This is a genomic window from Arthrobacter sp. MDT2-34-1 (assembly GCF_059091365.1).
Map to the genome: position 1 here is coordinate 1,183,836 of NZ_JBNHGO010000001.1, position 23,993 is coordinate 1,207,828.

The window sequence follows — 23,993 nt, forward strand, 5'->3', positions numbered from 1 at the left end:
GTGTGCTGCGTCCACTCGCCGCCAGCCTGGTTGAGACAACGCTGCCTCCGGGGCAAAAGGATAAGGATTCCGCCTAATCTGTCTACTCGCTCACATTAGTTGACACATCAACCTTTACGGGCCCATGGTAGATGCATACGCATATAAGTTGCGTCTCGGACACTGACGAGGTCACTACCCCACCCGCCTTTGTCCCCGCCTGGTAAATCACCACAAGGAGAAGACAATGTCGCAGCGCGTTCTGGTCACTGCCGGAGCAAACGGAATCGGCTTGGCTATCGCCAAGGCCTTCGCCGCCACGGGTGCACGCGTGCACATCGCGGACATCAACGCCGACGCCGTCGCCGCGGTTACCGCGGAGTACGCCAACATCAGCGGTTCGGTGGTCGATGTCAGCGCCCCTGAGGCCGGGCATGTGCTCGCCCAAGACGCCAACACGAGGCTCGGCGGGCTGGACGTGCTGGTGAACAACGCCGGGATTGCCGGCCCCACCGCTCCGGTCGAGGAGTACGATGCGAACGCCTTCGCCGCCGTCGTAGGTGTGAACCTGCAGGGCACGTTCAACGTCACGCAGGCGGTCATTCCGCTGCTCAAGCGGTCGGAGGCCGCCTCCATCGTCACCATGTCGTCGCTGGCCGGCCGCTTTGGCTACCCGAACCGAGTTGCCTATTCCACCACCAAGTGGGGCCTGGTCGGCTTCGCCAAGACCCTGGCCATGGAGCTCGGCCAATTCGGCATCACCTCCAACACCATCCACCCGGGTGCCGTCGACGGCCCGCGCATCATGAGTGTCTTCGAAGGCCGCGCTGCAGTCTCCGGCCGCACCGTGCAGGAGGAGATCGACAGCGCGATGGCCAACCAATCGGTCAAGCAGTTCATCAACCCCGACGACATCGCCCAACTGGTCCTCTTCCTCGCCGGACCGCACGCCCGCACCATCTCGGGCCAGATGTTTCCCATTGATGGCGACTCGAAGGCGGCCATCTGATGAGCACCACCACCCAATCCCAATCCACACAGGCAGCCCCGATCCGGAAACCCTGGCGGGGACGGATTCTCTACTTCCTCGGTCTGATCCTCATGGCGTTTTCCCTGCGCCACGCGGTGACCGGCATCTCGCCGATCCTGGGCCGCATCCAGGACGACGTTGCCCTCGGTACCACCGGCGCCACGATCCTCGGCATGCTGCCGACGATCGCCTTCGGCGTCGCCGGCTTCGTGGCCCCGGTCTTCATCCGCCGCCTCGGCCCGGCGAAGATGGCCGTGGTGGCCATGGCCCTCGGCGTGCTCGGCACCGTGCTGCGGGTGATCGGGGATTCAGCCATCGGGTTCCTGGCCTTCGGAGCGATCGCCCTGTTCGGCATGGGCATCGGCAACGTGGTCGGCCCGCCGCTGGTCAAGCGGTACTTCCCGGACCGGCAGGGCACCGCCATGACCGTGCTGACCCTCATGACCCAGGCCGGAGCCACCGTCCCCGCCATGCTCGCGGTACCGATGTCCAACACCGCCGGCTGGCGGGCCTCGGTCGCCTCCTATGCCATCCTCATGGTGCTCGCCGCACTCCCGTGGATCCTGGCCGCCGTCCGCTCCGGACGCCAGGACACCGCGGCCCAAGGCACCGGCACGGACCCCACAGCGCAGAAGGTCGGCATCGCCAAGCTGTTCACCAACCCGATCTCCCTGGGCGGGGCTATCTTCTACGGCATGGCCGCGCTGAACACCTACGCCATGCTCGCCTGGCTGCCCACCATCTTCCAGGCCCAGGGCCTTAGTGAGGCCGGTGCGGCCGGAATGTACTCCATCTACACGTTCCTGACCCTGCCGATGGCCCTGATCACCCCGATCATCGCCACCCGCATGAAGAACCCGTTCTGGCTGGGCATCCTCTTCCCCGTCGCTTCCATCATCGGTTACACCGGCATCATGGTCGCTCCCGGCGCGGCCGGGCTATGGGCCGTCATCGCCGGCATCTCCGGCGGCGCGTTCCCGTTCGCGATGGTCATGTTCAACCAGCGCACCCGGACCCCCGAGGGCTCTTCCACCGTCACCGGATTCAGCCTGGGCATCGGCTACGCCTTCGGCACCGTCGGCCCCTTCCTCGGCGGAGTGCTCTCGTCCCTATCCGGAGGGTGGACGATCCCGCTCCTGGTCTTCATCGCGGCCGCAGTGGTCATGATCGTCGCTGCCAAGATGCTCACGAGCAAGCGGATCTTCGAGGACATCCGGTAGCACCCGGACAAGCAGCCTCACAAACAAGCAGTACCTGAAAGGACAATCACCATGAGCATCACAAGCAACTCCAACCGAACGATCGCCGTCGTTGGAACCGGCGTCATCGGCGCCAGCTGGGCCGCGTACTACCTGGCTCAAGGATTCACGGTCGTCGCCTCTGACCCCGCAGACGGGGCCGAGGACCGACTGCGCCGCTGGGTCGAGGACTTCTGGCCAGCCTTGGAGACCATCGGCCTGGCCGAGGGTGCCACCAAAGACAATCTTCGGTTCACCGCCTCGATCACCGAGGCCGTGAGCGGCGCCGAGTTCATCCAGGAGAATGGACCGGAGCGTCTGGAGGTCAAGCACGCCATGCTGGCCCAGATCGAAGCCGGCGCCAGCGACGAGGCCATCATCGCGAGCTCCTCGTCCGGGCTGCTGATCACAGACGTCCAGCAGGGCATGCAGCACCCCGAGCGCATGGTCCTCGGGCACCCGTTCAACCCGCCGCACCTGATCCCGCTGGTCGAAGTCCTCGGCGGTCGGCAAACCTCGCCCGAGACCGTGGACCGGGCCTTAACCTTCTACACCGAGATCGGCAAGAAGCCCATCCGCATCAACAAGGAAGTGCCCGGCCACGTAGCCAACCGCCTCCAGGTGGCCCTGTGGACCGAGATGTTCCACCTGGTCTCCACCGGGGTGACCAGCGTCGAGGACATCGACACCGCCATCTCCTATGGCCCGGGCCTACGGTGGGCGCTGCTGGGCCCCTTCCTCAACCTGCACGCCTCCGGCGGCGACGGCGGCATCACCCACGTCCTCGAGCACATCGGCCCGGCCCAGCGCGAGTGGGCCAAGACCCTGGGCACCTACCCGGAGACCGACGACTACATCCCTGTCATGGCCGACGGCGTCGCGCAGGAGCTCGACGGTTACGACTGGTCACAGACCCTGAACCAGCGCGACCAGCTCCTCATCGACCTCATCGTCGCCAAAAACGCCAAGCCCCAGATCCCCTGACCCAAGGGCGGTCCCGGCTGGCCAACGCGTTGGCTCCCACCGGCAGCTGCCGATTAAGCAGCGATTCAAATTCCGCCTGCTGATCCGGCCCGCACATTGCTGCGGGACGGAAGCCCATGAGCTTCCGTCCCGCAGCAATCTGCTCCCCCAGCTCCCCATCGACCACGAAGCCGGAGGGCACCGCATCAGTGGCGACCGCCCACACACCAGGCAAGTAGCAGGTCAGGTCCTTGCCTTGGCGGGAGAAGAACGCCGTGCGTTTCCTGGACCGACGTTAGGCTGCAGAAACCGGGCGTCGGAGATATTCGAGGTGGTGGAGCTGATTGTCCGCCGCCTGCTGCCGCTGGCCGCCGACGGACTGGCCGATCTTCGTGTGGGCCCGGATCTGATCGACAGGTACATGGAGATCCTGCGCGCCCGCGCCTAGACGGAACAGAACGGCGCCAGCTGGCAGATCAAGACCCTGCGGCTGTTTGTAGGAGGCGGGCTGGACCGTCCGGCAGCGCAGGCCGAGATGACGCGGCAGAATTCGCACAACATGCATACCAAAGAGGCGGTGCACACCTGGCCGCTGGAGGGTGCGGCGGGTTAGGTCTGCGGTTAGCCCTGCGCGCCTGCCACGGTTGCCTCGGCTTCCGGCCGGCTGCTGTTAGAACCGTCTACCTCTGCTTCCCCTTCCGGTTGGACGGGGAAGACCACGTCCCGCAGATAACGCAGCACCACAATTCCCACCGCTGTTGTTGGTACCGATAGGAAAGCTCCGACGATGCCGAACAGGGTGCCGCCGACTGTTACCGAGGCCAGCACCACGGCCGGGTGGATCTTCAGCTTAGTTCCCACCAGGAACGGCTGCAGCAGGTTGCTCTCCAGTTGCTGGACCACAATCACCACGCCGAGCACGATCAGGGCCGTGACCCAGCCGTGGGAGATCAGGGCGATCAGGGCGGCGAGCAAACCTGTTGCCACCGCACCGACGACCGGGATGAAGGCCGCGATAAAGATCAGGATGGTCAGCGGCAAGGCGAGCGGAATGCCCAGGATGAAAAGGGCGGCGCCGATGAAGACAGCATCGACCAGGGCGACGGCGGCCTGCGCCGCGATGTAGCCGGACAGAGTCTGCCAGGCCCGGGAGGTCACGGCGGCGGCGTGTACGTAGACCTTGGCGTCCGTCCATCGGCTGGTCCAGGCGAGGAAGCGGTCGCCGTCTTTGAGGCAGAAGAACGTGAAGACCAGGACCAGCACAAAGATGATGGTGCCCGAAGTGATGGCCCCCAGTCCGGTGGTGATCCCGGAGGCGATGTCTCCGGCGTGCTCGCGGATCTGGGATACCGCGCTGTCCACCAGGGAATTCAGGTCCGCGTTTTCAAGATTGAACGGTGGCCCGGCCAGGAACTGGGTGATCTGCCCGAGGTTTTCGCGTGCCTTCCCGGCCAGCCCCGCGGTTCCCGAGGCCAGCGACGGAATTACCAGTAGCAGCACTCCGACGACGGCAGCCAGCGCAGCGAGCACGGTGACAAAGGCCGCCAGCGCCTTGGGCATGAGGCGGCGGGCCAGGCGGTTCACCGGCCACAGGATGCTGGCCAGCAGCAGGGCCAGGATCGTCGGGAAAACCACCGACCACAGCGAACGGACCAGCCACCAGGCCAGCACTAAACCGATAGCGATGACAACGGCCCGTCCAGTCCACAGAGCCGTGCGGTCAACGCCGGCGGCGAAAATCCCGCGCGGTTCCTGCGGCTTCACTCCGGGTCCGGTGGCGGATTCCACCGCCTCGGGATCAGCCTTGAGAGTGCTCGACACCGAGCGAGCGGTCGATGCCTGACGCTTCGGAATAAATCGCATGCCTCCTATCCTGCCCCACTTGGGCAACTGATCCCGCGCCCACACCACAGGCCATGCCGCAGATTCAACTTGGCAGGCATCGTGCGTGGACCGTTCCGATGGGATGGCTCCGCGGTACTTGAAGATTGCCGGGAAATGGCATGACCACAACCTACGGGGTGCGTCTCCGGGACTGGGTAGTGCTGTCCCTCGTAGGTAGCGCGCGCCGCCGCAGGAGCACCGACATGGCGACAATAAAGAAAAGGATGTACAGCCATGCGGGGATTAGCCGCGCCCAGACGGGGGCGGATACGAGGATCAGAATCAGATTCGCCACTGTCAGCCCGAGTAGACAGATCGCAAAGGGCCACCACAGGGGGTCCGGCTTCCATGTCGCCATGCCCCGAGCCTAAACCTGAGGAGGAGGGAGGGGTACCTCCTTCGGCCGGCTATGGTCCCGTCCGCCTGCATAGCCATCGCGAAAGCGTGCGGGCACGCCCTACAGCACAGGAAACCAAGATGACACCGAGGACAATTGCGGCATGCCGAGCAGCCTTCGCCTCGACTGCTGCGCCTGGCCGCTAAGAACACGTGTTCTTAGCGGCTATCGCAAAAGGTTCGAGGGAGATCAGGAACTACACATTGAATCTAAATTCAACCACGTTCCGTAGCCGAATAACTTCTAGCGCTCAGAGGTTCACATGCCCATTGCAGCTCATCGACAATAGGTGTTCCGCGGCTCGGGTGCAACGAAACTTCTCATAGCCTCGGACGCCGCGACCGTGGCCGAGAACTCCGCCTCGAAAACCGAGTCCAGCAGATTCAACGGCGACTGTTCAGTACGTCCACTGCCGAAGGCAAGTCCGGGTGCCGACCTTGCCACCAGTCCATCAGTGCACCAGCGACCTGCACCGCATGGTTCTGCTAGAGCCTGGTTGATCTCCGCAATGCGTCAATGACCTTCCCGTCGCGGAACTGGAAGGATGGGTAATACTTCACTGAGTTCGATCTCGATCACCCACCCGGTAACGAAGATACGTTCGCAGTAAGGCCTTCTGCACTCCTCGCTTTGCTCCCGCCATCTGCTCCGCCGCCCGAACCTTGCCAGATGGTTCGACATCCGCAGCAGTAAACACCGGACGGGTTTCCGGAGCAGTGAGAGTGTCCGTTCGGTCGAGCAAGCTCGCGGCGCGCATTGGCGCACGATCAAGGGCGAATGCTCGCTGCTTCAACTGGTCGCCGGTAACGCGGGCCCGACATGGGCGAGGAACGTCCGCGTGGTCATGGACACGCCGACTCCGAGCATCCTGGTTGTTCGAGAGCGGCCGGTTTTGTCCGAAAGAAAGTGCACGTATTCTCTCGGTGGCTTCGGGAAGAGTATTCCACTGGTCCCTGGGCGAGGCTCCCGGCCGGGTGAAACCTCACCTGACGCATGGCAGCTCGCCGACTATATCGAAGTCTCATGCCGTGTTTCCACCAACACGCAGGAACTGACCGCCCCAACGCACCGCTCTAGACATTCAATCTAAATTCGAGCACAAGACGTCGTCGATAATCGTCCACAGGACTCGGCAGTCACCATGTCACCAGCCTCCCCGATTGGGTGCCCGTCGGCCGATATTATTCACGCAGCCGTAGGGATTTCCCCCAACGCGAGAGAGGACCAGTGTTGAATTTGGCGGAGCAGACTGGCGTGTCTACCCGGATCAGCGTCTTCAACCTCGACCCGGTCGAGCAGACAAAATTGTGGTTGCAGGTCGGGCCGACCGAGGCGAAGCGGGTGCTTGTCGGGGTGCTGCGAACCGCACTGCTGTTCGGCGGCACCGTCGTCGTCGATCGCAACCAGCTCCTTGAAGGAACCTTTTTCGTCGCGATGTCTCCAGACCGGCTCGCCTGGCACCTCGGACTGGAGCCGGGAGCGCCCCTGCCGATCGAAGTGCAGCTGCTGCCATCGACACCCACCGCGACGCCGGCGCCGGGCCCATGGCTGCTCGCTGACGGAAGGAGGAGCTGGGGTGTTGACGATGCACTAGCCACGGCAATCGAGGCGAATCATGCGGCGATCCGTGACGACCCGCACCGGGTGTCGACGCCGCTCATAGCTCTGACCGGCGGGGCGTACGAACATGCTTTGGATGTGAGCCAGCGTCCGTCGCATTCTTCCTCCGGCGGTATGGTCGCGGATGCCTGGTACGATTCGGACCCGGTCGTTGTGCCACAGGCCCTCTGGGCCGCCCAGGATATTGAAGTGGCGAAAGCAGTGCGTGAGAACGGTCGGCGGGCGTGGGTTGAGGCGATGCGGGATGGACGCGTCCAGGTTCGCAGCAGCTCCGGTTTGGGGCCGAACCCGCTTGGTCCTGAGCTCGATTCCGAGCTTCCCCCGAATTCCGGTGACCTCCCGGAGGTGAACGAGCTCGTCGCCGCACTGATGGGTTTGGAGTACGCGAACGATGCTGACCGGCGCAAGGCCGCTGCCTGCGGAGTTGTACATTCGGGCGAGTCCGAACCCTGCCAGCGGGCTCACGTGACGACCCGATCCCTTGTGACTCGGTGGCTCGACGGCGAGCGGGTGGAGTTGCTGAAGCCGCTGCAATTGCCGGAGCCGCTGCGGGATCCCGAGTTAGCTGGCCACCGCAGCTCAGCACTCGGCTGGTGGACGCTCGCCTACAACCGGGCCATCTGCGATCGGGACAAGCTAAGGCTGCTCACCATCTACAACGCGCTGCCGTCGCCCTCGGGCATCCATGGCGACGGCGCTGCGGCTGCCGAGCTCGCCTGGGGACTTCGTCGACCCAAGGAAAATCTGCGGGCCCGGATGCGCGCCCGCCTTCGACGCAGGTCGCGGGCAGCGGCCCCAGCCGCGAACACTTTGCCTATCGGCGGCGACGTTGTCAGCCGTCTGGCGGCCTTCACCCCCTCCGAGTACTCACGGCTTCAGGCCTTCGAGGCCGTGGGCTCGAGTGAGTTGTTGCGCAAACCGGGTCGGCGATCACTCATCGATCTCGTGATCGCCATCGACGAGATCGCCGGTGACACGACGTCACGATCCCGGCGGATCCGGTCAACGATGCTGCGCTGCACCGTCGTCACCATCGGTGGGCTCTCGGTTGTGCTTTACGACTACGGGCTCCTCGCCCTTTCCGGTCCAGTCTGGGGGGTCATCGCGTTCGTTGCCGCTGCACTCCTCGCCGCGCCTTGGTCAGATCTTGGTACCCTCCGCCGCATGTCCGGATCACAACTGCAATCCACTCTTCGGTTCCAGGCATGAGAGCGACCCCTCGCTGGCGCAACGTCTGGACGACGCCGGGGACGCGGCTCTTCGTGCAGGCGCGCGACGAAGAGGGCTGGACCCGTCACCGAATTCTGTCGAACTCCGAGGGCGACGGGGCAGTTGCAGTTGTAGTTGACGGAGCGCGGGTTCTATTCATCGATGTGGAGCGGCCCGCAATTGCGCGGTCTCTCTGGGAACTGCCACGCGGTCAGGCCGACACCGTGGACGGATCCCCGGAGGCGACAGCTGAACGAGAACTTCTCGAAGAGACCGGTCTGGTGGCGCTCGAGTCCCGTCTGCTCGGTCAGATTTGGGCGGAAAGCGGCCTGAGCGGTGACGCGGTGAACGTCGTTCTCGTCCGTGTCGATCCTCATGCCGACCGGGCCGCCGCAGAGTATTCGACACTGCGGTGGATCGAACTGGATCAAATCGGCCATGAGATAGCCAACGACCAGGTCCGTGACGGCATCAGCATCGCCGCGCTCGCGCTCGCTTGGGCGAAAGGCGAGCTTAGTACTGCGGCTCCCGCCTAGGAAGCCGTACGTCGCCCCCGTGTAACCCCATGAGCTCATGCTGTGCCTGACAGCTTCGACCTGGACGCATTCCAGATCCACACCTAGTTCAAGGTTGGCCGCCTTTGAGCTACCAAGACCCGCTCCGGAGGTTGGCCGACCCTAGAAAACCACGGTTGCCGACGATAAAAGTCTTGGCGTGCAGACGATCAATGTGACTGACACGGACCCTGCCAGCCGTAAGCAGCTTCAGGCCTTCGATAGACAGATAGCCATTGGCCACTGCAGTCTTCATGTGGCTAATGTTTCTGCTCGCTCCCCACGGAGTTCGTCTCCGCTCCTCCGTCGTAATGTAAAGTCCCTGCTCAATACCTTGCAAGGGCCTATGTTCGCCGAAAACAGGAAGCTCTTGGAGCCGGGTTAGAGGGAGCTCTTCTATCTGCCTTGAACCTTCAGCTTGAACGCGCTGGGGAGCTCTCGAGGATTTCTCCGCTGAACATCACATAACTTCAGGGCGTTTCTGACACTGGGAGCTCTCGGCTCGCCCTTCGCCAATGAGAGGACTGAGTGCTTCACATACAGGGTCAAGAGCCTCTCCCATACGTGCGACGACGTCCCCATTGAACCCTTCATCTCGACCCCATGACCGCAAGGTCGCCAAGAAAGCCCCTTGGATAGCGCCGCCGATGCTCGCGGGAATGACACTCTCTGGATGGGTACCTGTGCGCTCTCCGACGAACTCGGCAACAGTTCGCCCCCAGTCGAACCATCGAATCGACACGCTAGGGCGAAGGGACCGAGTTTGCTCAAGTACCTTGAAACGCCTCCGCCATAGTTGCCGTTCATCTGCAGCTTCCTCTAACGCCTGCAGAACCGCAGCCTCTACCGCCGCAAGGACCGGGTGGTTCTCGGATTGGCAGCGCAGGAGTTCGCCTAGACGTACGAGGTGGTCATCGAAGCCAACCCACAGGATGTCGGCCTTTGACGGGAAGTAGCGAAAGAGAGTCGTACGACCCACGCCGCAGGCCGCGGCAATCTCGGCCATTGTAGTCTGATCGAATCCCTTCTCGAGGAACAGCCCTATAGCAAATTCCTCAACTTCCGCTGCAGATGAGGCATACGGCCGCCCGCCACGCCGATTTCCGCCTTGTCTCGCCAAGCCCACTTCTCCCACTCATCTGGAATGCCCCCCCTTTTGGTACTGAGTACCATTAGGGTAGTGTCGGACGTCACGTACACCTTACAAACGTTCCATTTACAGCATGGCATGGTGCGAGCCGGGCAGTGACAGCGGCCCCTTCAGGCATAGCGGCCAAACCTAAGGATCGGGGAGACATTATGGCTAGGAAGCCAATAGAGACCGTAGAAGACGCGAGACAGCGAGCCAAGAAACGGTTGCCGCGCGCAGTATTCTCTGCACTACTCGCCGGCAACGAGCGCGGTGCCACTTTGGACCAGAACCTCCAAGCCTTCGACAGCATCGGCGTGATCCCGCGTGTAGGGGTTGAGGTTAAGAGTCGGGACTACAGCACCAATTTCATGGGCATCGATATGTCGCTCCCGCTGATCATGAGTCCTGCGGGGGCGCAGGCGATGCACGTCGACGGGGAGGTCCCCGTGGCCAGGGCGACCAGAAAGGCCGGCCTCACCCTCGGGCACAGTAACTTCGCCTCGAGCCGATTCGAAGATGTCATCGCCGAGAACCCGAACGCGATCTATCAGCTGTACTGGACCGGCACACGTGATGACATTGCCGTGCGGATCGGACGGGCGAAGGCATCGGGCGCGAAGGCCCTGATCCTGACGATGGACGCTCTTCCCATTCAGGCCCGAGACTGGGGATCCCCGGCCATGCCAGGGAATCTCAACCTGCCCGAGATGATCAGATTCGCCCCGGTAGCACTCTCCCGGCCCAGGTGGCTCAGCAGCTACCTGCAGCGTGGCCAAATCCCCGACCTTACCGTGCCGAACTTCGGCGACGGGATCGGCGATGCCCCCACAATGATGGACGCATTTATGCAATGGCTTGATACCCCGCTCCCGAGCTGGGATGACGTTGCGTGGGTGAAGGAGGCTTGGGGCGGACCGTTCATGATCAAGGGAATATGGCACCCGGACGACGCTCTCCGCGCGATCGACGCCGGTGCGACAGCAATCGGGGTATCCAACCACGGCGGAAACAACCTCGACACGACGCCGTCGGCGCTGCGCGCACTCCCCGCGATCGTCTCAGCGGTCAACGGGCAGGCTCAAGTGTCTTACGACGGTGGAATCCGACGGGGTGGTGACATCGTCAAGGCGCTGGCGCTCGGCGCGGACGTGGTCCTCGCCGGACGAGCTTGGCTGTTTGGGCTGTCCGCCGACGGAGAGCGGGGGGTCACCGAAGTGATCACCGCCTTACGGACCAGCATGGAGAAGTTCATGCTTGGGTTGGGACACGATAGCATCGACCAAATCAGCAAGGATGACTTGGTAATCCCGGATGGATTCATCCTGGAGAAGTCTGCATTCGAGCGAGTTGCAACTCTCGTTTAGAGTGCGTCTACTAGTGTGAACGAGTCGAAGTAATGCGCTGCTGCGTAAGTAGGTTGAGAGATCTGGTGGACTAAACCAAGGAGACGCTTCCCAGACCGAAATCTGGGAAGCGTCTCCTAAGCGGTTGCAGACACAACCGACTAAACCCATGTCTATTGGGAATGGGCGCAGGTCAGAGGACTTTCTTCACCACACTGGACTTTAGTTGCATCCGCCCAAACCCGGGAACAGTCGCATCAATGTCGTGATCGCCCACCCCGTCCTCAATGAGTCGTATGCCGCGCACCTTCGTGCCGACCTTCACCACACCGCCACCGGCGCCCTTGACCTTGAGGTCCTTGACGATCGTGACTGTGTCACCATCGGCGAGCACATTGCCAACGGCATCCTTGATCGAAGCGGTCTCGGGCGTGGTCTCGGCCGAGTCTTTCGGCCATTCATGGCCGCACATCGGGCACACCAGCAAGGGGCCCTGCTCGTAGGTGAACGCCTCGTGGCACTCCGGGCAAGCCGGCAGACCGTCAGACATTGAAGCGGAATTCAACCACGTCGCCGTCGACCATCACGTAGTCTTTGCCTTCGATCCGCACCTTGCCGCGGGCTTTAGCCTCGGCCATGGACCCCGCCTCCACCAGATCGGCGAAGGAAACCACCTCGGCCTTGATGAAGCCGCGCTGGAAGTCCGAATGGATCACGCCGGCAGCCTGCGGAGCGGTGTCGCCGCGGTTGATGGTCCAGGCGCGCGCTTCCTTCGGCCCGGCCGTCAGATAGGTCTGCAAGCCCAGCGTGTGGAACCCCACCCGCGCCAGCTGGTCCAGCCCGGACTCGTCCTGGCCGTTCATCTCCAGCATCTCGCGGGCCTCTTCCTCGTCCAGCTCCACGAGGTCCGCTTCCAGCTTGGCATCCAGGAACACGCAGTCGGCGGGTGCCACCAGCCCGCGCAGCTCGGCCTGCCGCTCGGGGCTGCCGAGCACGGCGTCGTCCACGTTGAACACATAGATGAACGGCTTGGCGGTCAGCAGGCTCAGTTCCCGGAGGTTCTCCATGTCCAGCTTGTCGCTCTCGACGGAGGAAAAGACGGTGTCGCCGCGCTCCAGGACTTTCTGCGCTGCCTGCAGGGCGGCCAGCTCCGCGGCGTCGCGCTTCTTGATCTTGACTTCCTTCTCCACCCGCGGGAGGGCCTTCTCCAAGGTCTGCAGGTCGGCCAGGATCAGCTCGGTGTTGATGGTTTCCATGTCCGAACGCGGGTCGACCTTGCCGTCCACGTGGACCACGTCGGGGTCGTCGAACACACGGATGACCTGGGCGATCGCCTGCGCTTCGCGGATGTTCGCCAGGAACTGGTTGCCCAGCCCCTCACCCTCGGAAGCGCCCTTGACGATGCCGGCAATGTCCACGAAGGACACGGTCGCGGGCAGGATCCGCTGCGAGCCGAAGATCTCCGCCAGCTTCTCCAGCCGCGGATCCGGCAGCGAAACCACACCGACGTTCGGCTCGATGGTGGCGAACGGGTAGTTTGCCGCGAGCACGCTGTTGCGGGTCAGTGCGTTGAAGAGGGTTGATTTGCCGACGTTGGGCAGTCCGACGATGCCAATAGTTAGAGCCACGGTAGTCAAGGATACCGTGGCCCGGACACATCGACCCGCGTGCCGTATTTTGTCCGGGGCGGCTGGCATGGTGAAGGTATGGATGCATCGCATGTACTTCTCGCCCTTCTGGCCCTGTTCGTGGGCGCCGCCGCCGGCGCCGCGGCCGTGGCCGTCCTTCTCCGCCGCCGGCTGGCGGATCTGCAGGACGCCGCGAAGGACGACGGCGACCGGCTGGCAGAGCTCTCGGCCCGCCTCGCCGGGGTGGAGGCGGAGCGCCGGATGCTCGCCGAGCAGAACGCACAGCTCTACGCCCAGGACGAGCAGGAGAACACCGTGCTGCGCGCCCTGATCCCGGTCGGTGAGAAGCTCAAGCTCGTCCAGCAGCAGGTCAGCCTGCTGGAACGGGACCGGGTGGAGCAGTTCGGCCAGTTGGCCGAACAATTGCGTGCAGCCCAGCGCAGCGACGAGGCGCTGATGCGTTCCACGCAGACGCTCGCCTCCGCGCTGCAGTCCAATTCCGCCCGCGGGCAGTGGGGCGAGGTGCAGTTGCGTCGGGTGGTGGAAGCTGCCGGAATGCTCGCCCGGGTGGACTTTGACGAGCAGGTGCACCTCGCCGGGGCGGACCGGACCGGCCGTCCGGACATGATCATCCGGCTGCCGGGTGGAAAGTCCATCGTCGCGGATGCCAAGGTCCCGCTGCGCGCCTACCTGCAGGCCCAGGAAATTCCGGCGGCCGCATCGGCTGCCGAACAGCAGCAACGGGTGGATCTGCTGAACGCCCATGCCAAGGCGGTGCGCGCCCACGTGGATGCCCTGGCGGGGCGGAAGTATTGGGAGAGCCTGCAGGCGTCCCCGGAGTTGGTGCTCTGTTTCCTGCCCTCGGAGGCAGTGCTCTCCGCCGCCCTGCATGCCGATCCCGGCCTGCTCGACCACGCCTTCTCCCGCAGCGTTGCGCTGGTCTCCCCCGTCTCGCTGCTGGCCACGCTGAAGTCGGTGGCCTTTGCCTGGCGGCAGGAAGTGCTCAAGGACAACGCACGCGAGATCTTCGACCTGTCGCGGCAGCTCTACGAGCGGCTCGGAACGCTGGGCGACCATGTCACCAAGCTGGGCTCGTCGCTCAAGAGCTCGGTCGAGCGCTACAACTCGTTTGTGGGGACCTTGGAATCAAGGGTGTTGCCGACCGCGCGGAAGATCTACGCCTTCGACGGCACATCCCTGGAGGAGCCCGCCGCCCCGGCGGCCCTGGAGAACACGCCCCGGCTGCTCTCGGCCCCCGAATTGATCGAAGGCCGGGACCCGGCCGCGTAACAGGGCGGGCAGCGCCAGGGCCAGGGACGCTGCGGCCGGCGCCGGTTCAACTGACCCGGCACAGGATGCCGGGCCCCGGGCTCGGCTCCCGGGCGCCGCCGGTGGCCGGGGCGCTAGCGTCCCGGGCGGGTGACGCGGCCGCCGAGGCCGCGCGATTCGTCGCCGCGTTCCTTGAGCGTGGCGCGCAGTTCCTTCGGCAGCGAGAAAAGGATGTCCTCTTCGGCGGTAACCACTTCTTCCACGTCGCCGTAGCCGTAGTCGCCCAACAGGCGCAGCACCTCGCGCACCAGGACCTCGGGCACGGAGGCTCCGGAGGTCACGCCGACGGTGGCCACGCCCTCGAACCAGGACTCGTCTACCTCGTTGGCGAAGTCCACGCGGTAGGCCGCCTTGGCGCCGTACTCGAGGGCGACCTCGACCAGCCGCACGGAGTTGGATGAGTTTTCGGAGCCGACCACAATGACCAGGTCCGCTTGGGGTGCGATCTTCTTGATCGCGGCCTGGCGGTTGGAGGTGGCGTAGCAGATGTCGTCGCTCGGCGGATCCTGCAGAGCCGGGAAGCGGTCCCGCAGGATCGAGACGATTTCCATCGTCTCGTCGACCGAGAGCGTCGTCTGCGACAGCCAGATCAGCCTTTCCGGATCCCGCACTTGCACTGTCCGCGCCTCGTCCGGGTTGTTGACGATCGTGGTGTGGTCCGGCGCTTCCCCGTAGGTCCCTTCGACTTCTTCGTGTCCCTCGTGACCGATCAGCAGGATCTCGTTGCCGTCGCGGGCGAACCGCACCGCTTCCCGGTGCACCTTGGTCACCAAGGGGCAGGTCGCGTCGATGGTCCGCAGCTGGCGGTCCTCGGCGGACTGCACCACCGCAGGCGAAACACCGTGCGCCGAGAAGACGACCAGGGCGCCTTCGGGCACCTCGTCGGTCTCTTCGACGAAGATGGCGCCCTTTTCCTCCAGCGTGGAGACCACGTGCACATTGTGGACGATCTGCTTGCGCACGTAGACGGGCGGGCCATAATGCTCCAGCGCCTTTTCCACCGCGATCACGGCCCGGTCGACGCCGGCGCAGTATCCACGCGGGGCCGCCAGCAGCACCTTCTTGTCACCGTCCACGGGTGCGGCAGCCCAGACCTCGTCCGGGGTGCGGCGCTTGCGGGGAATGGTAGGCATGGAAAGGGAAACAGCAGTACTGGCCATGCCTCTATGCTAGCCCGTGGGCCCGGTCCGCCGGGCCCCGCCCAGCACCGCACGCAGGGTGAAACCGGCCACCGCGACCCCCAGTCCGGCGGCGGCAAAGACGGCGGCCCAGGGCCGGAAGTCGGCGACGGCCAACTCGACCAGCCTCCCCAGGACCACTTGGGCCAACGCACTTTCGCCCGCCGCATTCACTGCCAGCGGCGGTGCAAGCCCGGCGGCCAGCCAGAGGACCCCGCCCAGTAATGCCGCGCCAATACCGGCCCAGGCCAGCGCCGTGGCGGGACGCCGGGCGGCCAGCAGCATCAGCACCAGTGCCGCGGCCGCTGCCACCGCGGCAACCCACCACTGCGACGGCAGGTCCCGCACCGAGGCCAAAACGCCGCCCGCCTCTGCCGAGCCCAGCGGCAACAACACCTGCTCGGGGCTCCGGATATTAGTACCCAGCGCGTCCGCTACCCGCGAAACCGCCAGGGCCACCATGGGGGCGATATCCAGCGTGACGGCCGCCTCTCCCCCGGAAGTCCCGGAGAACGTATGCGCGTGCGACAGGGCCAGCGACTCGTTGAGGGCCCGCGGGAATCCGGCCAGTTCGGTCATCGCTCCAGCGGTTCGCTCCACGATGGGCCGCACGAGTTCCTGCAGGCCGGCCGGCAACTCGGCACTGCCGGCAACTTCTTCCGTGATGGTGGCGGCCAGCGCCGACCGGAACCCGGCGTCCTCGCCCAGCGGGGCGGCCAGCGACACGAAGCCCCCACGGTCGAGCACCCGTTGGTCGGCCCAGGCCCCGCAGAGCGCGGCCCCGGCGAGGAGCACGGCCAACAGCCCGCCGACCGCAGCCAACAACGTCCGCACGGTCTCCTCCGTTTCCTTGCTTGCTTCAGGCAGATCCGGCGGGGCTCGAAGAGCGCCGCCTACCCCTACCCAGTACAACAGAGAATCCGATTGACAGGGATAACTGGTAAGAATGTAGGGTCTCCGGCAGCCGTCGGAATCACACCTCCGGAAGGGGCAATTCATGGAGTCAAGCGCGGTCCAAGGCGCCGGCACCGGACAATCGACCCTGCCCCCGACTGCCAACCAGACGACGGCGGACAACCCGTGGCCGCTGCGGCTGCTGTCCCAAAAGCTCAAGATGCACATCGACCGCGTGCCGCCCACGTGGGTCGAAGGCCAGGTCATTGAGCTCAACCGCCGGAACGCCACCACCTACCTGACCCTGCGGGACACCGACGCCGAGGCATCCTTCAGCCTGGTGGTCTGGGGCAGCGTGATGGCGCGCCTGGAGCTGCCGCTGGAACCGGGCTCCCGGGTGGTGGCCCAGATCAAACCGGACCTGTACGTCAAGACCGGGCGGCTGACCATGCAGACCCGGGACATCCGGCCGGTGGGGCTCGGCGACCTGCTGGTGAGGCTGGAGCGGCTGCGCCGGGCGCTGGCCGCCGAAGGCCTCTTCGATCCGTCCCGCAAGCGCCGGCTGCCCCTGCTGCCGCACCGCATCGGCCTCATTACCGGCCGCGATTCCGACGCCATGAAGGACGTCATCCGGAATGCATCGCTGCGCTGGCCGGCCGTCGAATTCGAGGTCCGGGAAGTTGCCGTCCAGGGCGTGAATGCCGTGGCCCAGGTGATGCAGGCGCTCGGCGAGCTCGACGCCCGTGACGATGTGGACGTCATCGTCATCGCCCGCGGCGGAGGTTCGCTGGAGGACCTGCTGCCCTTCAGCAACGAGGATTTGGTCCGGGCGGTGGCCGCCGCCGGCACGCCGGTGGTGAGCGCCATCGGACACGAAGCGGACCGGCCCCTGCTCGACGAGGTCGCGGACCTGCGTGCCTCCACGCCGACCGACGCCGCCAAGCGCATCGTCCCGGACGTCAGCGAGGAACTGCACCGCATCGGACAAGCCCGCGCCCTGCTTGCCCGCCGGGTGGAGCAGTTGGTCCACCGAGAAACCGAACGCCTGGCCGCGCTGCGCAGCCGCCCGGTGATGGCAAACCCCGCGGGCATGGTGGACGTCCGGGCGGAAGATCTCCACCGGCTCGTCTCCCGGGCCCACCAGGCCGTCTCGGCGGCCGTGCACCGTGACAGCGACCGGGTCGCCCACCTGAAGGCACAGGTGCGCGCACTGTCCCCCCAGAACACACTGGACCGCGGCTATGCCGTGGCCCAGCTGCCCGATGGCCGGGTGCTGCGCGATGCGGCGGACGCACCGGCCGGAACACGGCTGCGGCTCCGGGTGGCCGTGGGCGAAGTATCCGCCGAAGCCCTTCCCTGACGCCGTTCCCGGAATCCCAGACACCACCACACAACACCGGCACCGAAAGCGAGACCCCATGACAGAGCAGCCCGCACCGCCCGACGTCGCCTCCCTCTCCTATGAGCAGGCGCGCGAGGAATTGGTGGCCGTCGTCAGCCAGTTGGAAGCCGGCGGCGCCAGCCTTGAACAGTCCCTGGCGCTGTGGGAGCGCGGCGAGGCCTTGGCGGCCCGCTGCGAGGCATGGCTGGAAGGCGCACGGCAGCGGCTCGACGCGGCACGCGAGGCGGCAGGGACCGAGCCGTCGCCGGCCAGCCCGGGCAGCTCCGGAACCGCCGCGTCCCCGGTGTCACCCCTCTAGTCCGCCGCGGAACCGCCGCGTCCCCGGTGTCACCCCTCTGGCCAGCCCGTTCCGGGGCATCGGACCGGCGAACCCGGCGGGCGTGCGTTACGAGGCAGCCAGGCGGGCCTTTTCCGCCTCGACGTCGAAGTCCGCCGGCGGCCACTGCGGGTCGATGTCTTCCAGTGCCTGCAGCAGAAGCTCCTGCACGGCGATCCGTGCATACCATTTGTGGTCGGCCGGCACCACGAACCACGGCGCGTCGACGGTGCTGGTCCGCTCCAACATGACCTGGTAGGCCTGCTGGTATTCGTCCCAGCGCCGCCGCGCGTCCACGTCGCCGGGATCGTACTTCCAGTGCTTGTCGGCCCGGTCGAGCCGGTCGCGCAACCGTTTGCCCTGTTCGCGCTTGCCCAGGTGCAGCATGACCTTGATCATCCGGATGCCCCGGCGGGCCACCATCGCCTCGAAGTCGTTGATCTGCCCGTAGCGTGCCTCCACCTCCTCGAGGGGCGAGAGCCCGTGCACGCGGTGGATGAGCACATCTTCGTAGTGCGACCGGTCAAACACTCCGATCATGCCGGGACCGGGCAAGGCCCGCTCCACCCGCCAGAGGAAATCGTGCTCCAGCTCCTCCGGCGTCGGCGCCTTGAAGGCCCGGTGGGAAATCCCCTGCGGGTCGGCGGCTCCGACCACGTGCCGGACGATCCCGCCCTTGCCGGAGGTATCCATCCCCTGCAGCACCAGCAGGACCGCGTCCGGCGCCCCGGCGCGGCTCTGCGCGAAGAGGCGTTCCTGCAGTTCGGACAGCCGGCGGTCGGAGGCCCTGAGCAGGAGTTTTCCCTCCGTCCTGCCGCCGAGGAATCCGGGTGTGGAGCCGGTATCCACACCTGCCAGGCCGAATCCCGGGCCGACCCGCAGCATCTCCGACGGCGTCCGCGTGAACTCGGGCAATCCGGTCTGTTCCACCTGGTCCTCCTGTTCGGCCCCGGCCGGCTTGGCCGGCGGTGCGGGTGGCGACAGCCTACCGAGCCGCCGGCGGCGCGGCTACGCAGACGCGGCTGTTACTGCCGGTATCCGGCCAGGAACTCCTCGATCCGCCCCACGGCTTCGGTCAGCACGTCCACGTTGGGCAGCGTGACCAGCCGGAAATGGTCCGGCTGCGTCCAGTTGAACGCCCGGCCGTGCGAGATCAGGATCTTCTGCTGCTTGAGCAGGTCCAACGCAAACTGCTCGTCGTCCTTGATCCCGTAGACTTCCGGGTCGAGCCTGGGGAACAGGTAGAGCGCGCCCTTGGCCTGCTGCGTGCTGACGCCGGGGATGGCGTTCAGCAGTTCATAGGCTTTATTGCGTTGCTCGAGCAGCCTGCCGCCGGGCAGGATGAGGTCGTTGATGCTCTGGTGGCCGCCCAGGGCGGTCTGGATGGCATGCTGGGCGGGCACGTTCGCGCACAACCGCATGTTGGTGAGCAGGTTGATGCCCTCGATGTAGTCCGCGGCCAGGTGCTTCGGCCCGGAGATGGCCATCCAGCCGCTGCGGAAGCCGCACACGCGGTAGGCCTTCGACAGGCCGCTGAACGTCATGACCAGCACGTCGTCGGCCAGCAGCGCCGTGTTCACATGCTCCGCATCCTCGTACAGGATCTTCTCGTAGATCTCGTCCGAGAACACCACCAGGTTGTGCCGGCGCGCCAGTTCCAGCATCCCCTCGAGGATGTGCCGCGGATAGACGGCGCCGGTGGGGTTGTTCGGGTTGATGATCACGATGCCCTTGGTGTTGGGCGTGATCTTCCGTTCGATGTCTTCGAGATCGGGCAGCCAGCCCTCTTCCTCGACGCAGAGGTAGTGCACCGGGTGGCCGCCGGCCAGCGACACCGACGCGGTCCAGAGCGGGTAGTCGGGGGCCGGGATGAGCACTTCGTCCCCATTGTTCAGCAGCGCCTGCAGGCTCATGGTGATCAGCTCGCTGACCCCGTTGCCCAGGTACACGTCGTCCACGCCGATCTCTTGGATGCCGCGGGTCTGGTAGTACTGCGACACCGCGGTCCTGGCCGAGAAAATGCCGCGCGAATCGCTGTAGCCCTGCGCGGTGGGCAGGTTGCGGATCATGTCCACCAGGATGGCGTCCGGAGCTTCGAATCCGAACGGCGCCGGGTTGCCGATGTTCAACTTGAGGATGCGCTGGCCCTCGGCCTCCATCCGCTGGGCATGCTCGAGGAGCGGACCGCGGATGTCGTAGAGGACGTTGTGGAGCTTGTTGGACTGCTTGTACTGGGCCATCCAACGATCTTCGCACACGGCACGCGCCGCCCCGGAGACCGAAGCGGCGCGTGAACGGGAGCCTAACCCCTAGCCGGCCAGGCCCTTTTCCGCCAGCCAGTCCGCGGCGGCGTCGGCCGGATTGCGCTTCTCGTCCCCGCTGACCTGGCGGTTGAGGTCGATCAGGTCCTCGGTGGTCAGCGCTGCCGAAACCTCGTTGAGCACCCGGGCCGCCTGCTCGTCCACGGCGTCGCTGCGGATCAGCGGCAGCACCTGCTGGGCAATGAAGTTGTTCTTCGGGTCTTCCAGCACCACCAGATCGTTGTCCTCGATGGACGGGGTGGTGGTGTAGATGTCGGCCACCTGAATCTTGTCGGTGATCAAGGCGTTGAGCGTGGTCGGTCCGCCGTAGTCGTTGATCGGTTCGAAGGACTTGGGGACGCAGCCGTAGTTGGCTTCCAGCCCCGGCAGCCCGTACTCGCGCTCGGCGAATTCGGGGTTGGCTCCGAGCACCAGTTCGCCGCACACCGGGCCCATGTCCTCGATCGACGTCAGCTGGTATTCCTCCGCCGTAGCCTTGGTCACCACCATCGCGTCCTTGCTCTCCGCCGATGCGGGCTCCAGCACGCCGAGTCCCTCGGGCAGGGCATCAGCCAGGGCTGTCATGACGTCCCCGGCGGAGGCCGCCGTCGCCTCGGTGTCCAAGAACAGCAGGAGGTTGCCGCTGTAGTCCGGGATGATATCCACAGACCCTTCCTGGACGGCGCTGACGTAGACCTCGCGCGAGCCGATGCCCGGTTTCGTGGTGACGTCGTAGCCGGCGGCGGTCAGGGCGCCCGCATAGATTTCGGCGATGATCTGGCTCTCCGTGCCGCCGCTGGCACCGACCACCAGGGACCCGCCGGTGCTGCCTTCGGGTGCCGGCGTCGGGTCCTGCAGGGGGTCGGATCCCCCGCCGCAGGCAGCGAGCACCAGGGCGAGGGCGGCCGCCCCTGCGGCGAGCACGCTGCGCCGCGCGGCCGGGTTTTTGTCGTGTCCGCGGTTGCTGGCGTTGTTCCCGGGGTGGTCCTTCATGCTCATCTCCTCATGTGCCGGCACTGGCTGTTCCAACCTTACTTGTTCTGCCTTTCAGCCCGCCCCCTCAAGCCGCGCAGGCCGGGCGACACGGCGACTTTCTGCACCGCGGCCAGCAAGGCGTCCACGACCAGTGCCAGCGCCGCGATCAGCAGCGCACCGGCAAACAGCCGCACCGAGTCGCGGACCGCCAGCCCGTCGATCAGATACCGGCCCAGGCCGCCCAGGTTGATGTAGGCCACGACGGCCACCGTGGCGATGACCTGCAGCACGGCGGCACGCACCCCGCCCAGCAGCACGGGCAGCGCGTTGGGCAATTCGGCGCGGAACAGGACCTGCCACTCGGTCATGCCCATCGCCCGGGCGGCGTCCACCAGCTGGCGGTCGACGGCGGCGATCCCCGAATAGGTGCCGGCCAGCAGCGGCGGAATGGCCAGGATCACCAGGGCGTAGATCGGCGGCATCAGGCCCAGGCCCATCAGGATGACGAACAGGGTCAGCAGGCCCAGCGTGGGCATGGCCCGCAGTCCGCTGGCAATGCCCACGACGGCGAGGCGCCCCCTTCCGGTGTGGCCGACGAACAGCCCCAGCGGCACGGCGATGGCCGCGGCGATCACCAGGGTCAGGGCGCTGTAGTACAGGTGCTCGGCCAGCCTGGCCGGCACGCCCGCCGGACCGGCCCAGTTGACCGGATCCGCCAGCCACGCCGCGGTTTCCTCGAACAGGTTCATCCGCGCACCGCCGCTTCCGCGGCGTCCGGCCGTTCCCCTGCGGCGGCAAGGGAGCCCGCCCCGGCACCGCCGGCCGCCGGCAGCGCGCCGGTCGCGCCGCGCGTCCGCGGCCCGGTTCCGCCGGCGGCCGCACCCGGGCGCCGCCACGGCGTGAGCACCCGCTCAAGCGCCAGCAGGAGCACGTCCATCAGCGCCGCCAGCACCAGGGTCATCAGGATCCCGACCACGATTTCGGTCATGAAATAGCGCAGCAGCCCGTCGGTGAACAGGAAACCGAGGTTCCGGACGCCGATCAGCGCGCCGACGCTGGCCACCGAGATGTTGCTCACGGACACCACCCGCAGCCCGGCCACCAGCACCGGAATGCACAGCGGAAGGTCCACGCTGAAAAACCGGCGGACCGGCAGGTAGCCCATGGCCACCGCGGCCTGCCGGATGCCGTCGTCCACGGAGTTCAGCGCGTCCACCACCGCGCGGACCAGCAGCGCGACCGAGTACACGGTCAGCGCCACGATCAGGTTGGACATTTCCAGGATCCCGGTACCCAGGATGACCGGCAGGATCACGAACAGGGCGAGCGAGGGAATCGTGTACAGCACCGAGGAGAGGGACAGAATAACGCCGCGCACTGCGCGGATCCGCCAGGCCAGGTAGCCCAGCGGCAGCGACAGCACGAGCCCGAGTACCAGCGGGAGCGCGGACTGGAACAGGTGGAGGGCGCTCAGCTCCAGCACATAGGGCAGGTTCGCCAGGAACCACTCCATCAGCTGCCGCCCGCTTGGAGCCTCTGCAGCACGGCCGCGGGATCGACCAGGCCGGCCACCCGCCCGTCGGCGTCGACGGCGACGCCGGCCCCGGACGGCGACGACAACGCCGCATCCAGCGCCTGGCGCAGGCTGGACCCCACGGTGAACAGCGACCCGCCGATGCGGGCCCGCGCCGGGTCCACTTCCCCGGGCGGCAGCCACCCCGCCGGTGCGCCGTCGTCGTCGGTCAGCAACAGCCAGCCTTCCCGGGACGCCTCGCCGACGCTGTCCGCGGTCGCGGTGCGGGCAGGCAGCAGCGGCAGCCCGTGCGCGCTGCTAAAGGACAGCGAGCGGAAGCCGCGGTCCCGGCCGACGAAACCGGCGACGAAATCGTCCACCGGCGCCCGCAGGACCTCCTCGGGCGGGGCGAACTGGGCCAGCCGGCCCCCGGTGGCGAAGACGGCCAGCTTGTCCCCGAGGAGGGCCGCTTCGTCGATATCGTGCGTGACGAAGACGATGGTTTTCGCCAGCTGCTGTTGCAGCCGCAGCAGTTCCTGCTGCAGCTCGGCACGGACCACCGGATCCACCGCACTGAATGGCTCGTCCATGAGCAGGATCGGCGGGTCCGCCGCGAGCGCCCGCGCCACTCCGACGCGCTGCTGCTGGCCGCCGGAGAGTTGGGCCGGATACCTGCCGCCCAGCTCCCGGGACAGCCCGACGACGGCGAGCAGCTCGTCGGCCCGCTTGCGGGCCGCGGCCCGGCGGACGCCGTTCAGCCGCGGCACGGTGGCGATGTTGTCCAGCACCGTGCGGTGCGGCAGCAGCCCGGCGGCTTGCATGACGTAGCCCATGGACCGGCGCAGGGCCGCTGCGGGCCGGCCGGAGACGTCGTGGCCGTCCACGAGGACGGACCCGGAGGTCGGCTCCACCATCCGGTTGATCATCCGCAGCGAGGTGGTCTTGCCGCAGCCCGAAGGGCCCACGAAGACGGTGATCGCGCCGCGGTCGATGTCCAGCGTCAGGTCTTGGACCGCCGCCTGTCCGGCGTAGGTCTTCGTGACGGCGCGGAACTGCGCCATGGGGCCTGCACCGGCTCCGGCCGAGCGTTCGGCCTGCAGCTCATCCGG

General features: G+C 66.1%; 21 protein-coding genes. 9 read left to right on the plus strand and 12 right to left on the minus strand.

Features of this window, described 5'->3' with window-relative positions; translation table 11 throughout:
- The first annotated feature begins 226 nt into the window (after window positions 1-226).
- Genes fabG through AC5RVV_RS05395 form a run of 3 tightly spaced genes read left to right on the plus strand, consistent with a single transcriptional unit; the run spans window position 227 to window position 3,231 of the window.
- Complete coding sequence (gene fabG, locus AC5RVV_RS05385; protein WP_494000352.1) at window positions 227-988, plus strand: 3-oxoacyl-ACP reductase FabG; 762 nt, start codon at window positions 227-229, stop codon at window positions 986-988.
- Entirely contained in the window at window positions 988-2,229 is a 1,242-nt protein-coding gene (locus tag AC5RVV_RS05390) for an MFS transporter (protein ID WP_494000353.1), read from the plus strand. Before fabG ends, AC5RVV_RS05390 begins: the two co-directional genes overlap by 1 nt.
- Window positions 2,230-2,280: 51 nt before the next feature.
- Complete coding sequence (locus AC5RVV_RS05395; protein WP_494000354.1) at window positions 2,281-3,231, plus strand: 3-hydroxyacyl-CoA dehydrogenase NAD-binding domain-containing protein; 951 nt, start codon at window positions 2,281-2,283, stop codon at window positions 3,229-3,231.
- 600 nt (window positions 3,232-3,831) lie between these two features.
- Here AC5RVV_RS05395 and AC5RVV_RS05400 read toward each other — a convergent pair.
- Entirely contained in the window at window positions 3,832-5,073 is a 1,242-nt protein-coding gene (locus tag AC5RVV_RS05400) for an AI-2E family transporter (protein WP_494000355.1), read from the minus strand.
- 1,648 nt (window positions 5,074-6,721) lie between these two features.
- Between AC5RVV_RS05400 and AC5RVV_RS05405 the strand changes: the two genes are divergently transcribed.
- Complete coding sequence (locus AC5RVV_RS05405; RefSeq protein WP_494000356.1) at window positions 6,722-8,320, plus strand: hypothetical protein; 1,599 nt, start codon at window positions 6,722-6,724, stop codon at window positions 8,318-8,320.
- Complete coding sequence (locus AC5RVV_RS05410) at window positions 8,317-8,856, plus strand: NUDIX hydrolase (protein ID WP_494000357.1); 540 nt, start codon at window positions 8,317-8,319, stop codon at window positions 8,854-8,856. The genes AC5RVV_RS05405 and AC5RVV_RS05410 overlap by 4 nt, the downstream gene beginning before the upstream one ends.
- Before the next feature lie 478 nt (window positions 8,857-9,334).
- Here AC5RVV_RS05410 and AC5RVV_RS05415 read toward each other — a convergent pair whose 3' ends face one another.
- Entirely contained in the window at window positions 9,335-10,009 is a 675-nt protein-coding gene (locus AC5RVV_RS05415) for an acyl-CoA-like ligand-binding transcription factor (protein WP_494000358.1), read from the minus strand.
- 164 nt (window positions 10,010-10,173) lie between these two features.
- Here AC5RVV_RS05415 and mftD point away from each other — a divergent pair, with 164 nt between their 5' ends.
- A complete protein-coding gene (gene mftD / locus AC5RVV_RS05420; protein ID WP_494000359.1) occupies window positions 10,174-11,370 on the plus strand; it encodes a pre-mycofactocin synthase MftD in 1,197 nt (398 codons plus the stop codon).
- A gap of 172 nt (window positions 11,371-11,542) precedes the next feature.
- Here mftD and AC5RVV_RS05425 read toward each other — a convergent pair whose 3' ends face one another.
- On the minus strand, window positions 11,543-11,899 hold the full coding sequence (locus AC5RVV_RS05425; RefSeq protein ID WP_494000360.1) for a zinc ribbon domain-containing protein YjdM: 357 nt from the start codon (window positions 11,897-11,899) through the stop codon (window positions 11,543-11,545).
- Window positions 11,892-12,977, minus strand: coding sequence for a redox-regulated ATPase YchF (gene ychF / locus AC5RVV_RS05430; protein WP_494000361.1), 1,086 nt, complete (start codon window positions 12,975-12,977; stop codon window positions 11,892-11,894). Before ychF ends, AC5RVV_RS05425 begins: the two co-directional genes overlap by 8 nt.
- A 78-nt stretch (window positions 12,978-13,055) precedes the next feature.
- Here ychF and AC5RVV_RS05435 point away from each other — a divergent pair, with 78 nt between their 5' ends.
- Window positions 13,056-14,267: a DNA recombination protein RmuC gene (locus AC5RVV_RS05435; RefSeq protein ID WP_494000362.1), complete on the plus strand. Its 1,212-nt coding sequence runs from the start codon at window positions 13,056-13,058 to the stop codon at window positions 14,265-14,267.
- Window positions 14,268-14,380: 113 nt separating this feature from the next.
- On the opposite strand, the gene AC5RVV_RS05440 is transcribed toward AC5RVV_RS05435, so the two are convergent.
- Both AC5RVV_RS05440 and AC5RVV_RS05445 read right to left on the minus strand, forming a co-directional pair.
- Window positions 14,381-15,466, minus strand: a complete 1,086-nt coding sequence (locus tag AC5RVV_RS05440; protein ID WP_494000363.1) for a 4-hydroxy-3-methylbut-2-enyl diphosphate reductase — start codon at window positions 15,464-15,466, stop codon at window positions 14,381-14,383.
- Window positions 15,467-15,475: 9 nt separating this feature from the next.
- Window positions 15,476-16,318, minus strand: coding sequence for a hypothetical protein (locus AC5RVV_RS05445; RefSeq protein WP_494000364.1), 843 nt, complete (start codon window positions 16,316-16,318; stop codon window positions 15,476-15,478).
- A 163-nt stretch (window positions 16,319-16,481) separates the two neighbouring features.
- On the opposite strand from AC5RVV_RS05445, the gene xseA reads away from it, so the two are divergent.
- Both xseA and AC5RVV_RS05455 read left to right on the plus strand, forming a co-directional pair.
- Window positions 16,482-17,738, plus strand: coding sequence for an exodeoxyribonuclease VII large subunit (xseA, locus tag AC5RVV_RS05450; RefSeq protein ID WP_494000365.1), 1,257 nt, complete (start codon window positions 16,482-16,484; stop codon window positions 17,736-17,738).
- A 58-nt stretch (window positions 17,739-17,796) separates the two neighbouring features.
- The gene (locus AC5RVV_RS05455; protein ID WP_494000366.1) at window positions 17,797-18,078 is read left to right on the plus strand and encodes an exodeoxyribonuclease VII small subunit; all 282 of its coding nucleotides are present in this window, start codon (window positions 17,797-17,799) and stop codon (window positions 18,076-18,078) included.
- Between the two features lie 87 nt (window positions 18,079-18,165).
- On the opposite strand, the gene AC5RVV_RS05460 is transcribed toward AC5RVV_RS05455, so the two are convergent.
- The 6 genes from AC5RVV_RS05460 to AC5RVV_RS05485 all read right to left on the minus strand — a co-directional run bounded on the left by AC5RVV_RS05460 (window position 18,166) and on the right by AC5RVV_RS05485 (window position 23,945).
- Complete coding sequence (locus AC5RVV_RS05460) at window positions 18,166-18,981, minus strand: PPK2 family polyphosphate kinase (protein ID WP_494001284.1); 816 nt, start codon at window positions 18,979-18,981, stop codon at window positions 18,166-18,168.
- 140 nt (window positions 18,982-19,121) lie between these two features.
- Window positions 19,122-20,336, minus strand: a complete 1,215-nt coding sequence (locus AC5RVV_RS05465) for a pyridoxal phosphate-dependent aminotransferase (RefSeq protein WP_494000367.1) — start codon at window positions 20,334-20,336, stop codon at window positions 19,122-19,124.
- 69 nt (window positions 20,337-20,405) lie between these two features.
- Entirely contained in the window at window positions 20,406-21,389 is a 984-nt protein-coding gene (locus AC5RVV_RS05470) for an ABC transporter substrate-binding protein (protein WP_494000368.1), read from the minus strand.
- A 38-nt stretch (window positions 21,390-21,427) separates the two neighbouring features.
- The gene (locus AC5RVV_RS05475) at window positions 21,428-22,120 is read right to left on the minus strand and encodes an ABC transporter permease (protein ID WP_494000369.1); all 693 of its coding nucleotides are present in this window, start codon (window positions 22,118-22,120) and stop codon (window positions 21,428-21,430) included.
- Complete coding sequence (locus AC5RVV_RS05480; protein ID WP_494000370.1) at window positions 22,117-22,884, minus strand: ABC transporter permease; 768 nt, start codon at window positions 22,882-22,884, stop codon at window positions 22,117-22,119. The genes AC5RVV_RS05475 and AC5RVV_RS05480 overlap by 4 nt, the downstream gene beginning before the upstream one ends.
- On the minus strand, window positions 22,884-23,945 hold the full coding sequence (locus tag AC5RVV_RS05485; RefSeq protein WP_494001285.1) for an ABC transporter ATP-binding protein: 1,062 nt from the start codon (window positions 23,943-23,945) through the stop codon (window positions 22,884-22,886). Before AC5RVV_RS05485 ends, AC5RVV_RS05480 begins: the two co-directional genes overlap by 1 nt.
- Window positions 23,946-23,993: the final 48 nt, after the last annotated feature.